The organism is Pseudomonas sp. AP3_22 TE3818 (genome assembly GCF_053628995.1).
The window spans coordinates 4,184,003-4,197,190 of record NZ_JBRJHL010000001.1 but is presented as its reverse complement, the minus strand read 5'-3'; the positions used below and the strand labels follow the sequence as shown (position 1 = coordinate 4,197,190).

Here is a 13,188-nt window from a genome sequence, read left to right as displayed (position 1 = left end):
CCAGCACAGGTTCGTCCGCGCTTATCAGAAAGCGCGAGGGTTCGTGCGCGTTCACGCCTGACGTGTCTCGGCAGACCGAGACGCCTGAACCCACTGGAATGCCTGAAATCCGGCGTTGCGTGCGTACATCTCCCACATGGCCCGTGCCCGTTGCTGAGCTTGTTTGCGTTTGCGGTAGCTGGCGAAATCGATGAGGTTGTCAGTCGGATTCATGGGGCACTTCACTGTGGTGATGAATGACGGGATGACTGGAGAGTACGCTTCTAGTTTTATAACGATAAATACTTAATTTTTATTTATTAATTCCTTTTTGTTCTTTGTGTGGGCGGTTTCAGGTACCAACGCAATACCTGTAGGAGCCAGCTTGCTGGCGATGGACTCCAGCGCGCCACGTTTATCCAGCTCACCCGCGTTATCGTTAACGACCATCGCTGGCAAGCCAGCTCCTACAAGGGGCCATGTCCATGCTGGAACTGTAGGAGCCAGCTTGCTGGCGATGGATTCCAGTGCGCCGCGTTCATCCAGCTCACCCGCGTTATCGTTGACGACCATCGCTGGCAAGCCAGCTCCTACAAGGGGCCATGTCCACGCTGAAACTGTAGGAGCCAGCTTGCTGGCGATGGATTCCAGTGCGCCGCGTTCATCCAGCTCACCCGCGTTATCGTTGACGACCATCGCTGGCAAGCCAGCTCCTACAAGGGGCCATGTCCATGCTGAAACTGTAGGAGCCAGCCTGCTGGCGATGGACTCAAATGCGCCGCGTTCATCCAGCTCACCCGCGTTATCGTTCACGACCATCGCTGGCAGGCCAGCTCCTACAAGGGGCCATGTCCACGCTGAAACTGTAGGAGCCAGCCTGCTGGCGATGGACTCCAGTGCGCCGCGTTCATCCAGCTCACCCGCGTTATCGTTGACGACCATCGCTGGCAAGCCAGCTCCTACAAGGGGCCATGTCCACGCTGAAACTGTAGGAGCCAGCTTGCTGGCGATGGATTCAAGTGCGCCGCGTTAATTCAGGTTCACACGCGTTATCGTTCACGACCATCGCTGGCAGGCCAGCTCCTACAAGGGAACGTGTCCACGCTGAGAGTGATGTGACCTCCAAACTCGTGAAAGCCCCTCAAAAAAACCATGAAAAAACCCGGCTGATCAGGCCGGGTTTTTTGTTGGGCGTTGTGGTGCAGCGATTAGTTATGCCGCACGGTTCTGGATCAGACGATCCGAGCCACCTTCAGCAACGCGGTTCTGCAGCAGTTTGTCGGAGCCACCTTCAGCAACGCGGTTCTGCAGCAGTTTGTCGGAGCCACCTTCAGCAACGCGGTTCTGCAGCAGTTTGTCGGAGCCACCTTCAGCAACGCGGTTCTGCAGCAGTTTGTCGGAGCCACCTTCAGCAACGCGGTTCTGCAGCAGTTTGTCGGAACCACCTTCAGCAACGCGGTTCTGCAGCAGTTTGTCGGAACCACTTTCAGCGACGCGGTTCTGCAGCAGTTTGTCGGAACCACCTTCTGCCACGCGATTCTGCATCAACTTGTCGGAACCATCGGCGGCGACGCGGTTTTCGATCAGGCGATCGGAACCACCCTCGGCCACACGGCTTTCAATCAGACGATCCGAGCCGCCTTCAGCGACCACAGGTTGAGCAGAGGTAGCGGCAAAAGCGTTAACTGCGAAAACCGAGAAAGCGATACTGAGGAGGGTCTGGCGTTTCATGATCGTGTGCTCCGGGGTGCTGATGGGTTGGTATGGAGCAGATGTTACGCCGTGGATTTTTTATGAGAACTTCATTGAATCAATGGTGACTATCGATGCAGTCAATGGATGATTCGGTGCCTCCCACAGGTTTTTGCAGTGGCCATAGGGGGGCGGGGGGGTTAGCGGGAAATGAGGCCGTGATCGATGGCGTATTTGACCAGCGCCGCCGGTTTGTCGATGTTGAGCTTGCGCCGGATGCTCAGGCGGTGTGTCTCCACCGTGCGCACGCTGATGTCCAGCTCCCGGGCCATTTCCTTGTTGTTCAGCCCTTGCGCCATCTTCGACAGCACCTGGCTTTCCCTCGGGGTCAGTTCGTTGTCGGTGTTCTTGTCGGCGATCAGCCGCTGGGCGATGTCGGCGCTGTAGAAGGTCCCGCCGCTGGCGATGGCTTCGATGGCGGCGATGATTTCCCGTGACGGGGCGTTTTTCAGCACGTAGCCGCTGGCGCCGGAGCGCACCGACTCACTGACGTACTCGTAATTGTCGTACATGCTCAGCACCAGCACCTTGAGCGACGGGTACTGGCTGCGCAGCACGCGGGTCAGTTCCAGGCCGTTCATGTCCGGCAGGCTGATGTCGACCAGCAGCAGGTCCGGCTGGCAGCGTCCGACCATGTCGATGGCGTCGGCGCCGTTTTCCGCTTCGCCGACCATTTCCAGGGGCGACATCACGGCCAGCAGCGCCTTGATGCCGTCGCGCACCAGGGAGTGATCGTCGACCAGGGCGATGCGGATCGGGGAGGGCAGGTTCATCGCAGCTATACACTCTTGTAGTGGTGGGGCCGGCTCAGCGTTTTGCACCGGGCTTCATCGGCAGTCGTACGTCCAGCTCACTTCTGCCCGGCATCGAGATCAAATCGAAGCGCCCGCCATAATGTTCGACGCGTTCGCGGATGTTACGCAAGCCAATGCCGGCCTGACGACGTTCGACCTGGGCGACGTTGAAACCGATGCCGTCATCGACCAGCGTCAGCCGCACGGACTCGTCGCAGCCGCGCAGTGTAATGGACACGTGCTTCGCCTGGGCGTGGCGTTCGATATTGGTCAGGCCTTCCTGGACGATGCGGAACAGCGACACCGCCGCGCCGTCGACCAGTTGGCAGTCGAATTCATTTTCGTCGTAGGTCACGGTCAGCCCGCTGCGCTGCTCGAATTCGGCCGCCAATTGGCCGATGGCCGCCGGCAGGCCGAGGGTGTCGAGCAAGGATGAGCGCAGGTCATGGGAGAGACTGCGCACTTCACCGATGGCATCGCCCAGGCGTTCGGTGGCGTCCTTCAAGGTGTTCAGGCCCTTGTCCTGGGCTTGTCCGCTTTCCAGCAGATGGCTGGCCAGTTCGAACTGAAACTTGATCGAGACCAACACCTGGCTGATGCCGTCGTGCAACTCGCGGGACACCCGGGATCGTTCCTCTTCCTGCAGGCTGACGATGCGCTGGGTCAGGCGCTGCAGTTTCTTGTCCGCCAGGCGATGCTCGCTGACGTTGAGGGTCATGCCGGTGGCGAAGACGAACAGCACCGCGACCAGTGCGACCACGGCAATCGCCATCATGGTCTTGCGGATGCCCATGGCCACCTCGGCACGGGCCTGCTGGGTGGCGCGCTCGACGTCTTCGAGGTAGATGCCGGTGCCGAGCATCCAGCCCCAGCGGTCGAGCATCACCACGTAGGCGAGCTTGTCGGTCACCTGGCCGGAGGAGGGTTTGTTCCAGGCATAGCGTTGGAAGCCTTCGCCCGATTGCGCGCTTTTCAGCAACGCCTGAATCACCGGCAGGCCGTGGGGATCCTTCATGTCCCACAGGTACTGGCCCACCAGTTCCGACTGGCGGGCATGCATCAGGCTGCGGCCTTCGTGGTCGTAGACGAAGAAGTAGCCGTTGATGCCGAAGCTGAGCTTGCGCAGTTCTTCCAGCACTTGTTGCTGGGCACGGGCGTCGCCATGGCCGTCGTCGTACAGCGGGGCGATCAGGCTCTGGGCCATTTCCACGTAGTTTTTCAGTTCCGCACGCTTGCTCGCCAGAATGCTGTCTTCGATCAACTGCGCCTGTTGATCGCCCAATTGGCGGTTGAGGGAAATCACCAGCGCGCAGATGACGGCAATGGCCAGCACCAGCGGCAGAATTCCGAGGGCGACGATCTTGTGTTTGAGCTGCATGTTGACTCCTGCCCGCGCGAAGGCTGGGGATCATATGCCAAAGAGGCGCTCGACCTGTAGCGCGGCTGGACGGAATGACTGGTGGCCGGGATGAAATGCAAAACCAGTGTGGGAGCGGGCTTGCTCGCGAAAGCGGTGGTTCAGTTGACATCAATATTGACTGATCCACCGCCTTCGCGAGCAAGCCCGCTCCCACAGGGGATCTATGGCGTCTACGTAGAACTACGTAGACGCCACGTACGTAGTAACGCGGATTTATTTGTGGACGGCATGCGCAGATATTGGGCCAGCTCCGCACCGCGGACACAATTATAAAAATTACCGCCGCAGTCACTGGCTGTCGGCAGGAGACACGCTATGCCCCGTCTGGCTAAACACCTCGCCTGGTTTGCCGTGGCTGTCCTGGGAGCGATTGCGCTGAGTGTCGTGGCCCTGCGCCGCGGCGAAGCGATCAACGCCCTGTGGATCGTAGTCGCAGCCGTCGCCATCTACCTCGTTGCCTACCGCTACTACAGCCTGTTCATCGCCAACAAAGTGATGCAGCTCGATCCCGCTCGGGCCACGCCGGCTGTGCTCAATAACGATGGTCTGGACTATGTGCCGACCAACAAACACGTGCTGTTCGGTCACCACTTCGCGGCCATTGCCGGTGCAGGTCCGCTGGTCGGCCCGGTACTGGCGGCGCAAATGGGCTACCTGCCCGGCACGCTGTGGCTGATCGCCGGCGTGGTGCTGGCCGGTGCCGTGCAGGACTTCATGGTCCTGTTCATGTCCACCCGCCGCAACGGCCGCTCCCTGGGCGACATGGTCCGCGAGGAAATGGGCCGCATCCCCGGCACCATCGCGCTGTTCGGTTGCTTCCTGATCATGATCATCATCCTCGCGGTGCTGGCGCTGATCGTGGTCAAGGCCCTGGCCGAGAGCCCTTGGGGCATTTTCACGGTAATGGCGACCATCCCGATCGCGATGTTCATGGGCATCTACATGCGCTACATCCGCCCGGGCCGCATCGGTGAGATCTCGGTGATCGGCGTGCTGTTGCTGCTCGGTTCGATCTGGCTCGGCGGGCAGATTGCCGCGGATCCGGTGTGGGCCAAGGCCTTTACCTTCACCGGAATCCAGATCACCTGGATGCTGATCGGCTACGGTTTCGTGGCCGCGGTGTTGCCGGTGTGGCTGATCCTGGCGCCCCGTGACTACCTGTCGACCTTCCTGAAAATCGGCACCATCGTCGCCCTGGCCATCGGCATCCTGGTGACCATGCCCGAGCTGAAAATGCCGGCCCTGACCCAGTTCATCGACGGTACCGGCCCGGTCTGGAAGGGCGGTCTGTTCCCGTTCCTGTTCATCACCATCGCCTGTGGCGCGGTGTCGGGCTTCCATGCGCTGATCGCTTCCGGCACCACGCCGAAGTTGCTCGCCAATGAGGGGCATGCCCGTTACATCGGTTACGGCGGCATGCTGATGGAGTCCTTCGTGGCCATCATGGCCATGGTCGCCGCTTCGGTGATCGATCCGGGCGTGTATTTCGCCATGAACAGCCCGGCGGCCGTGGTGGGCGCCGATGCGGTGGCCGTTGCGCAAACCGTCAGCAGCTGGGGCTTTGCGATCACGCCGGAAGCGTTGCAAGCGGTGGCCCACGACATCGGGGAAACCACCATCCTGGCCCGTGCCGGCGGTGCGCCGACCCTGGCGGTGGGGATCGCGCAGATCCTGCACCAGCTGTTGCCGGGCGAGAACACCATGGCGTTCTGGTACCACTTCGCGATCCTGTTCGAAGCACTGTTCATCCTGACCGCGGTCGACGCCGGCACCCGTGCCGGGCGCTTCATGCTCCAGGACCTGCTCGGCTCGTTCGTGCCGGCCCTGCGCCGCACCGAGTCCTGGACCGCCAACCTGATCGCCACTGCCGGTTGCGTGGCCATGTGGGGTTATCTGCTGTACCAGGGCGTGATCGATCCGCTGGGCGGCATCAACACCTTGTGGCCGCTGTTCGGTATCTCCAACCAGATGCTGGCCGGTATTGCACTGATGCTCGGCACCGTGGTGCTGATCAAGATGAAGCGCCAGCGTTATGCCTGGGTCACCTTGCTGCCGGCTGTGTGGCTGCTGATCTGCACCACCACCGCCGGCTTCATCAAGCTGTTCGATGCCAACCCGGCGATCGGCTTCCTGGCCCTGGCGAAGAAGTACAGCGATGCCCTGGCCAATGGTCAGGTGCTGGCCCCGGCCAAGAGCATCGAGCAGATGCAGCACGTGATCTTCAACGCCTACACCAACGCCACGCTGACTGCGCTGTTCCTGTTCGTGGTGTTCAGCATCCTGTTCTTCGCACTCAAGGTCGGTATCGCCGCCTGGGGCAGCAAGGAGCGTACGGATAAAGAAGCGCCATTCCAGGCGCTGCCGAATGCATAGGCGAGGAGGGCAGCATGTTCAATGACCTGAGTCGCCTGGGCAAATACCTCGGTCAGGCCGCGCGCCTGATGGTCGGCATGCCCGACTACGACAACTACGTCGAGCACATGCAGAGCAAGCACCCGGACAAACCGGTGATGGACTACGAGGCGTTCTTCCGCGAGCGCCAGGAGGCCCGTTACGGCAGTAAAGCCGGACCCAAGTGCTGTTGAGTGAACAATAAAAAACCGGCTGAAAGGCCGGTTTTTTATTGCGTGCAGCAAAGCCCCGGGTCATGCCAAGCATTGCCAATCTCCTTGCTGATTTGCACTGTTTATCAGCTATCTCCACGGATGAAGCGACAGTTCCCCGGACCGGTACTTTAATGGAGGGTCTGGAGCGACTGATCGCGGGGCTGTCATAGCCTCAAGGCTATGGATCCCATACCGAAAAGCTATTTCATCAATCGGTGATCCGGATCCACGCTCAAGGGTGGTTAGCTGAAAACAAAATCAAGAGGAGATGCCATGTCAACTGAATCGAAATGCCCGTTCAATCACGCCGCTGGCGGTGGCACGACGAACCGCGACTGGTGGCCGAACCAACTGAACCTGAAGATCCTGAGTCAACACTCGCCCAAGTCTGACCCGTTGGGGGGCGACTTCAACTACGCCGTAGCCTTCAAGAGCCTTGACTTCCAGGCGCTGAAAAAAGACCTGACTGCGCTGATGACCGACTCCCAGGACTGGTGGCCGGCGGACTTCGGTCACTATGGGCCTTTCTTTATCCGCATGTCCTGGCACGCCGCGGGCACCTATCGCACCGGCGACGGCCGGGGCGGCGCCGGTTCCGGTCAGCAACGCTTTGCACCGCTCAACAGCTGGCCGGACAACGTCAGCCTCGACAAGGCCCGCCGGTTGCTCTGGCCGGTCAAGCAAAAGTACGGCAACAAAATCTCCTGGGCCGACCTGATAGTCCTCACCGGCAACGTCGCCCTGGAATCCATGGGCTTCAAGACGTTTGGTTTTTCCGGTGGCCGCGCGGATGTCTGGGAACCGGACGAAGACGTTTACTGGGGTTCTGAAAGCAAATGGCTGGGCGGTGACTCGCGTTACGGAAAAGAAGACAAACCGGTGCAGAAACCCGGCGATGTCCCCTTGGTGGCTGAGCCTGGCAGAAACGAGGACAGCCGTACCGACAATGGCCGCAATCTGGAAAACCCCCTCGCCGCGGTGCAGATGGGCCTGATCTATGTGAACCCGGAAGGTCCGGAAGGCGAACCGGACCCGGTCGCCTCGGCCAAGGACATCCGCGAAACCTTCGGCCGCATGGCGATGAACGACGAGGAAACCGTGGCGTTGATCGCCGGTGGCCACGCCTTCGGCAAGACTCACGGCGCCGGGCCAGCCGACCACGTCGGGGCGGAACCTGAAGCCGCCGGCCTGGAGCTGCAGGGCCTGGGCTGGAAGAGCACATTCGGCACCGGCAAAGGGGCCGATACCATCACCAGCGGCCTGGAAGTGACCTGGACCACCACGCCCACCCGATGGAGCAACAACTACCTGGAAAACCTGTTCGGTTTCGACTGGGAACTGACCAAGAGCCCGGCCGGCGCCCATCAGTGGAAACCGAAGAACGGTGCCGGTGCCGGGATCATTCCGGATGCCTTTGATCCGTCCAAGCGTCGTGATCCGACCATGCTGACCTCGGACCTGGCCCTGCGTTTCGACCCGATCTACGAACCGATCGCCCGGCGCTTCCTGGCCAACCCCGATCAACTGGCCGATGCTTTCGCACGCGCCTGGTACAAACTCATTCACCGTGACATGGGCCCGCTCTCGCGCTACCTCGGCCCGGAAATGCCGGGCGAGGAACTGCTGTGGCAAGACCCGATCCCTGCCGTCGATCATCCGCTGGTCAACGACAGCGATGTGGCGGACCTGAAAAGCAAGGTGCTGGCGTCCGGTCTGTCGGTGTCGCAGCTGGTATCGACGGCGTGGGCCGCTGCTTCCACTTTCCGTGGCTCCGACAAACGCGGCGGTGCCAACGGCGGGCGCCTGCGCCTGGCGCCGCAGAAGTCTTGGCCGGCCAACCAGCCGGAGCAACTGGCCAATGTGCTGGCCAAACTTGAAGGTATCCAGAAGGAGTTCACCAGTGGCGGCAAGAAAATTTCCCTGGCCGATCTGATCGTGCTCGCCGGTGGCGTGGGTGTCGAACAGGCGGCGAAAAACGCCGGCCACAGTGTGACGGTGCCGTTCAGCCCGGGACGCACGGACGCCAGCCAGGAGCAGACCGATGTCGAGTCCTTCGGTTTCCTTGAACCGATTGCCGACGGCTTCCGGAACTACCTGAAAACCCAGTACCGCGTGACCGCCGAAGCCTTGCTGATCGACAAGGCACAACTGCTGACGCTCAGCGCACCGGAAATGACGGTACTGCTGGGTGGCCTGCGGGTGTTGAACACCAACGTCGGCCAGAGCAAACACGGTGTGTTCACCCAACGGCCGGAAGCGCTGACCAATGACTTCTTCACCAACCTGCTGGACATGGGCGTGGAGTGGAAGCCGGTGTCGGATGCCCAGCAGGAGTTTGAAGGGCGTGATCGCAAAACCGGTGCGGTGAAGTGGACGGGCACCCGGGTTGACCTGGTCTTCGGTTCGAACGCGCAATTGCGTGCGCTGGCCGAAGTCTATGCCAGCGCCGATGCGCAGCAGAAATTCGTCAAGGACTTCGTGGCTGCGTGGACCAAAGTGATGAACCTGGATCGCTTTGACTTGAATCGCCGCGTTTAGAGGAGATAACGCTGGCACTACCGGCAAAAGGTGCCTCGGCTCGCCCTCCGGCTTTTACATCAGCGGAGGGCATCCGGCGATCATGGTGCGAACCGGCACTCAAGGCTGTCTTTCAATAAATGAGAGGTTCTCTTCTCGAATGACGCCGGCAGCATCATCGTAGAGAAACGGCAGAAACATGTAACGGCGACCTTGGGTTACTGAAGTGGCTTCGTGCAAGAGTGAACACGAAAACACCACGGCCCCTCCTGTCGGCGCGTTGTAATAGACTTTTCCATACTCTGGAAAATGCAGAAAACCACCTTCGTACTCTCCCGAGTTAAGAAACAGGGAAACGGCAAAACGGCGATGCGCCGTACCCTTGGTGGTGTTATCCCGATGGGGCCGGAAATGCCCGCCTTCCTCACTGTTGTAGCAGGCCACCAGATAGCGCTCCATTCGAGTGGCGTTGAACTGGAACGCTTTATGTAACTCTGGAAGCAAACGGCTGGCTATACGCGATTCACAGGCTTTGGCTAGCGCTTCATCCTCAATGACGCAGTCACGACGTCGTTTGTGATTATGGTCAGTGATGTGGACGGTTTTGCCCGCCTGCTCCGTCATGAACCCGGATTCCTCTCCGCCACGTTCGTCGTAATAACTGATCAGTGCTTTACACAAAGACGGCTCAAATATACGGGGAACCACCAGGACGGGGGCGTGTGGTGTGGCGGCATGTGGCGCGGCCGTTGCCGGCAATCGATCCAGAAAGCGCATTAACGAGGGTACATGGTTATCAATGGGGGGGCTTATCGGGACGATGGCCAGGACACGTAGCGCAGGGTCCAGCACATAGGTCATTTGCCTGATGCTGCCGTCTGGCTGCAATGTACCGTAGAGCTTGCTGACTGACCGATCGAAATCCCAGATGAAGCGTATGCCGGGTATAGAGCTCTCCACCCGCTTCAGCTTTTCATCCTCTGGGTCGACGGAAACACCAAAGAAGCAGATTTGATCATCATCAAACCGCGGGCGATGAGCCTGAATATCTTCCAGAACTTTAGTGGATACAGGGTCAGCCGCAGAACCAAAAAAATAAAGCACCACATACCGACCGGCAATCGTGTCGAAACAAAAGCGTTCTCTCAGTTGAGTGCGGCAATGAAACCAGGGGGCTGGTTGACCGACTGAAAATGCCGTGGCACGCATCACAACTCCTTGCCGGTTGGCCGTGGATCGTTGCAGGTAAAGCTAGTTCAGTCTTGTTGAAGTTGCCTGCAGTGCTGATGGCGACGCTTCATCCATGACTTGTATCGCTGGTTTGTCGCAGGGCCAGGTGGGCTGTTTTTTCGGCCTCGGCGGGCCAGGCATCGATCACCGATTGCAGGAACTGCTGCGACAATCGCGGGTTGTCCAGGGCTCTGGCGATCAGTATCGCTCCGGTAATCGATGACAGGATGCGCAAGGCTTCCTGGTGCTTTTCATCATCGGTTTCGCCCTCGACCAATGGCATCAGCGTTTCGATCAGGGTCTGCACGCCTTGGGTGAACGAGTGGCTGACGGCTCCGCCGTTGCGCGCGACATCGGCCGCCAGGGCAGGGATCGGGCAGCCTTCGGTCCAGTTGTTCATGTGGCCTTGGCTCAAGTACCTCTTGAGCAGTTCGGGGATGGATTTGGCCGCTCGCCAGTCGTCGATGTTGGTTTCGAACGTACGGCTCACGGCCTCCGACGCCAACTGCTCCTTGCCACCTGGGAACTGTCCGTAAAAGCCGCCGTGGGTCAGGCCCACCGAGCGGGACAGTTCGCCGATCCCGATGCCGTCGATGCCTTTTTCCCGGTACATCCTCGAGGCCGCGCCGAGGATCGCTTCCTTGTTGGCGGCTGCCTTGTCTTTCGTCACTTTCATGAGTGGAGTCCTGTCTTGCGATGGGCGCCATGGCAATTTATTGCTGAAGGGCTGGTATTAATGATGATCGTAATATAAATTCGCGGCAATGGCCTTGCAGGCCCCGAACCCGTGGTTCAAGTCAAAACACCTCACAGGGTGCTGACCCATGAAACGTAATGATCTGCGCAATATCGACCTCAATCTGCTGGTGGTATTCGAGGCGCTCATCCAAGAGCGCAACGTCACTCGGGCCGCCCAAAGACTGTCCCTGGGTCAACCGGCGGTCAGCGGCGCATTGGCTCGTCTGCGCACGCTGTTCAACGACCCTCTGTTTAAACGCATTGGCCACAAAATGGAACCGACCACCCGAGCCTTGCAGGTGGCGCAAACGCTCGGGCCGGCACTGGACTCCATTTGTTCGGTCGTCAGTCTGACGGCTTGCAATGAAAAAACCTGCTAATTCATAGGGGGCTTTCCCCGGGCGCGGTCTTTTGTAGGAGCTGGCTTGCCAGCGATGGTCGTTAACGATAACGCGTGCGAACTGGATGAACGCGGCGCACTGGAGTCCATCGCCAGCAGGCTGGCTCCTACAGTTTCAGCGTGGGCTGGGCCCCTTGTAGGAGCTGGCTTGCCAGCGATGGTCGTTAACGATAACGCGGGTGAACTGGATAAACGCGGCGCACTGGAGTCCATCGCCAGCAAGCTGGCTCCTACAGTTTCAGCGTGGGCAGGGCCCCTTGTAGGAGCTGGCTTGCCAGCGATGGTCGTTAACGATAACGCGGGTGAACTGGATGAACGCGGCGCATTTGAGTCCATCGCCAGCAAGCTGGCTCCTACAGGTATTGCGTGAAAACCTTTTTTTTGTGTTTATACATGATGGTCATCATTAATGGTGATACCCAAGTTCACTCCGTTTGATTTTTCGCTGCCCTTTGTGCGGCCGAGAATTCTCCAACCCTTAAACCGTCTGGCGGACACCCCCATGGAACAGTCACTCAAACCTTTGCGTTATCCCCTTGCTGCCCTGACCCTGGCGGCCATCACGGCCTGCGGTCACGCGCCCGATGCCGCCAAGGCGCCTGGTGCGCCCTCTGTCACCGTCGCCAAAGTGCTTGAGCAACCCATTACCGAATGGGACGAGGTCACTGCCCGTCTGGAAGCGCCGGAAACCGTCGTGGTTCGTCCGCGGGTTTCGGGGCAGATCGATCGTGTCGCCTTCACCGATGGCGAGTCGGTCAAGAAAGGGGATCTGCTGTTCCAGATCGATCCACGTCCGTTCGAACACGAAGTGCACCGCCTCGAAGCACAGTTGCAACAGGCTCGCGCCGCACTGGTTCGAACCGCCAACGAAGCGCAACGCGGCCAGCGCCTGCTGAGCAGCAATGCCATTTCTGCGGAACTGGCCGACACGCGCAGCACCACGGCCCAGGAAGCCAAGGCCGGTGTCGATTCGGTTCAGGCGCAGCTGGATCTGGCGCGCCTGAACCTGAGCTTCACCCGCGTCACCGCGCCGATCAGCGGCCGGGTCAGCCGTGCCGAAATCACCGCCGGCAACATCGTCACCGCCGACACCTCGGCGCTGACCAGCGTGGTCTCCACCGACAAGGTCTACGCCTATTTCGATGCCGACGAACGCCTGTTCCTCAAGTACGGCCAGCTCTCCCGTGAAGGCCGGCGCAGTCAATCCACGCCGGTGTACATGGGCTTGTCGAACGAGGAGGGCAATAGCCACCTGGGGCAGATGAACTTCGTCGACAACCAGGTCAATCCCAAGACCGGCACCATCCGTGGCCGCGCGGTGTTCGACAACGCCGACGGCCAATACACCCCGGGCTTGTATGCCCGATTGAAACTGGTGGGCAGCGCGGCCTATGCGGGCCTGCTGATCAAGGACGAGGCCGTGGGCACTGACCTCGGCAAGCGATTCGTGCTGGTGATCGACCAGGACAACAAGGCCGTGTACCGCAGCGTTGATCTGGGGCCGAAGCTCGAAGGCTTGCGCATCGTGCGCAGCGGTGTGCAAAAAGACGACCGGATCATCATCAACGGCCTGCAACGGGTTCGTCCCGGCGCGGTGGTCGCGCCTCAGGACGCGCCGATGGCCGATGCGCAAACCGTCGCCAACCTGGCCCGTCAGCGGCAGGCCGTCGAGGCGGGTAATCAGCCCGTCGCTCCGTCACCGGCACTGGTGAAAACCGATGCCGCCGTTTCGCCTCGCGGATAAAGGAACAC

Annotated in this window: 13 protein-coding genes; 6 read left to right on the top strand and 7 right to left on the bottom strand. The window is 60.1% G+C overall.

Annotation, left to right across the window (positions count from 1 at the left end; translation table 11 throughout):
* Positions 1-51: 51 nt before the first annotated feature.
* From AB7M25_RS18885 to AB7M25_RS18865, 5 genes are all read right to left on the bottom strand, one after another.
* Positions 52-213, bottom strand: a complete 162-nt coding sequence (locus tag AB7M25_RS18885; protein WP_162831822.1) for a hypothetical protein — start codon at positions 211-213, stop codon at positions 52-54.
* Between the two features lie 72 nt (positions 214-285).
* Positions 286-921 (bottom strand): hypothetical protein, encoded by a 636-nt coding sequence (locus AB7M25_RS18880; protein WP_454237827.1) that lies wholly within the window; start codon positions 919-921, stop codon positions 286-288.
* 270 nt (positions 922-1,191) lie between these two features.
* The gene (locus tag AB7M25_RS18875) at positions 1,192-1,710 is read right to left on the bottom strand and encodes a phage infection protein (RefSeq protein ID WP_454237826.1); all 519 of its coding nucleotides are present in this window, start codon (positions 1,708-1,710) and stop codon (positions 1,192-1,194) included.
* A 161-nt stretch (positions 1,711-1,871) separates the two neighbouring features.
* Entirely contained in the window at positions 1,872-2,504 is a 633-nt protein-coding gene (locus AB7M25_RS18870) for a response regulator (RefSeq protein ID WP_429389763.1), read from the bottom strand.
* Positions 2,505-2,538: 34 nt separating this feature from the next.
* A complete protein-coding gene (locus tag AB7M25_RS18865; protein ID WP_429389761.1) occupies positions 2,539-3,903 on the bottom strand; it encodes a cache domain-containing protein in 1,365 nt (454 codons plus the stop codon).
* 357 nt (positions 3,904-4,260) lie between these two features.
* Between AB7M25_RS18865 and AB7M25_RS18860 the strand changes: the two genes are divergently transcribed.
* The 3 genes from AB7M25_RS18860 (at position 4,261) to katG (ending at position 9,089) form a co-directional block, all read left to right on the top strand.
* Positions 4,261-6,318: a carbon starvation CstA family protein gene (locus AB7M25_RS18860; RefSeq protein ID WP_429561659.1), complete on the top strand. Its 2,058-nt coding sequence runs from the start codon at positions 4,261-4,263 to the stop codon at positions 6,316-6,318.
* 14 nt (positions 6,319-6,332) lie between these two features.
* Positions 6,333-6,530: a YbdD/YjiX family protein gene (locus AB7M25_RS18855; RefSeq protein WP_008051268.1), complete on the top strand. Its 198-nt coding sequence runs from the start codon at positions 6,333-6,335 to the stop codon at positions 6,528-6,530.
* A gap of 294 nt (positions 6,531-6,824) precedes the next feature.
* Positions 6,825-9,089 (top strand): catalase/peroxidase HPI, encoded by a 2,265-nt coding sequence (gene katG / locus AB7M25_RS18850; protein WP_454237825.1) that lies wholly within the window; start codon positions 6,825-6,827, stop codon positions 9,087-9,089.
* 99 nt (positions 9,090-9,188) lie between these two features.
* On the opposite strand, the gene AB7M25_RS18845 is transcribed toward katG, so the two are convergent.
* Together AB7M25_RS18845 and AB7M25_RS18840 are read right to left on the bottom strand one after the other, a co-directional pair.
* Positions 9,189-10,277 carry a redoxin domain-containing protein gene (locus AB7M25_RS18845; RefSeq protein ID WP_429519698.1) on the bottom strand — a complete coding sequence of 363 codons (1,089 nt, stop codon included), beginning with the start codon at positions 10,275-10,277 and terminating at the stop codon, positions 9,189-9,191.
* Positions 10,278-10,365: 88 nt separating this feature from the next.
* On the bottom strand, positions 10,366-10,974 hold the full coding sequence (locus tag AB7M25_RS18840) for a TetR/AcrR family transcriptional regulator (RefSeq protein ID WP_429389755.1): 609 nt from the start codon (positions 10,972-10,974) through the stop codon (positions 10,366-10,368).
* A gap of 148 nt (positions 10,975-11,122) precedes the next feature.
* Between AB7M25_RS18840 and AB7M25_RS18835 the strand changes: the two genes are divergently transcribed.
* The 3 genes from AB7M25_RS18835 (at position 11,123) to mexE (ending at position 13,180) form a co-directional block, all read left to right on the top strand.
* On the top strand, positions 11,123-11,416 hold the full coding sequence (locus AB7M25_RS18835) for a LysR family transcriptional regulator (RefSeq protein ID WP_095967552.1): 294 nt from the start codon (positions 11,123-11,125) through the stop codon (positions 11,414-11,416).
* A 54-nt stretch (positions 11,417-11,470) separates the two neighbouring features.
* Complete coding sequence (locus AB7M25_RS18830; RefSeq protein WP_454237824.1) at positions 11,471-11,806, top strand: hypothetical protein; 336 nt, start codon at positions 11,471-11,473, stop codon at positions 11,804-11,806.
* Positions 11,807-11,938: 132 nt separating this feature from the next.
* A complete protein-coding gene (gene mexE, locus AB7M25_RS18825) occupies positions 11,939-13,180 on the top strand; it encodes a multidrug efflux RND transporter periplasmic adaptor subunit MexE (RefSeq protein WP_454237823.1) in 1,242 nt (413 codons plus the stop codon).
* The last annotated feature ends 8 nt before the right edge of the window (positions 13,181-13,188 follow it).

Coding starts and splice junctions, on each gene's coding strand:
- AB7M25_RS18835 (WP_095967552.1), top strand. CDS start 11,123: ATGAAACGTAATGATCTGCGCAATATCGACCTCAATCTGCTGGTGGTA.
- AB7M25_RS18845 (WP_429519698.1), bottom strand. CDS start 10,277: ATGCGTGCCACGGCATTTTCAGTCGGTCAACCAGCCCCCTGGTTTCAT.
- AB7M25_RS18860 (WP_429561659.1), top strand. CDS start 4,261: ATGCCCCGTCTGGCTAAACACCTCGCCTGGTTTGCCGTGGCTGTCCTG.
- katG (WP_454237825.1), top strand. CDS start 6,825: ATGTCAACTGAATCGAAATGCCCGTTCAATCACGCCGCTGGCGGTGGC.
- AB7M25_RS18875 (WP_454237826.1), bottom strand. CDS start 1,710: ATGAAACGCCAGACCCTCCTCAGTATCGCTTTCTCGGTTTTCGCAGTT.
- AB7M25_RS18870 (WP_429389763.1), bottom strand. CDS start 2,504: ATGAACCTGCCCTCCCCGATCCGCATCGCCCTGGTCGACGATCACTCC.
- mexE (WP_454237823.1), top strand. CDS start 11,939: ATGGAACAGTCACTCAAACCTTTGCGTTATCCCCTTGCTGCCCTGACC.
- AB7M25_RS18880 (WP_454237827.1), bottom strand. CDS start 921: ATGGTCGTCAACGATAACGCGGGTGAGCTGGATGAACGCGGCGCACTG.
- AB7M25_RS18840 (WP_429389755.1), bottom strand. CDS start 10,974: ATGAAAGTGACGAAAGACAAGGCAGCCGCCAACAAGGAAGCGATCCTC.
- AB7M25_RS18855 (WP_008051268.1), top strand. CDS start 6,333: ATGTTCAATGACCTGAGTCGCCTGGGCAAATACCTCGGTCAGGCCGCG.
- AB7M25_RS18830 (WP_454237824.1), top strand. CDS start 11,471: ATGGTCGTTAACGATAACGCGTGCGAACTGGATGAACGCGGCGCACTG.
- AB7M25_RS18885 (WP_162831822.1), bottom strand. CDS start 213: ATGAATCCGACTGACAACCTCATCGATTTCGCCAGCTACCGCAAACGC.
- AB7M25_RS18865 (WP_429389761.1), bottom strand. CDS start 3,903: ATGCAGCTCAAACACAAGATCGTCGCCCTCGGAATTCTGCCGCTGGTG.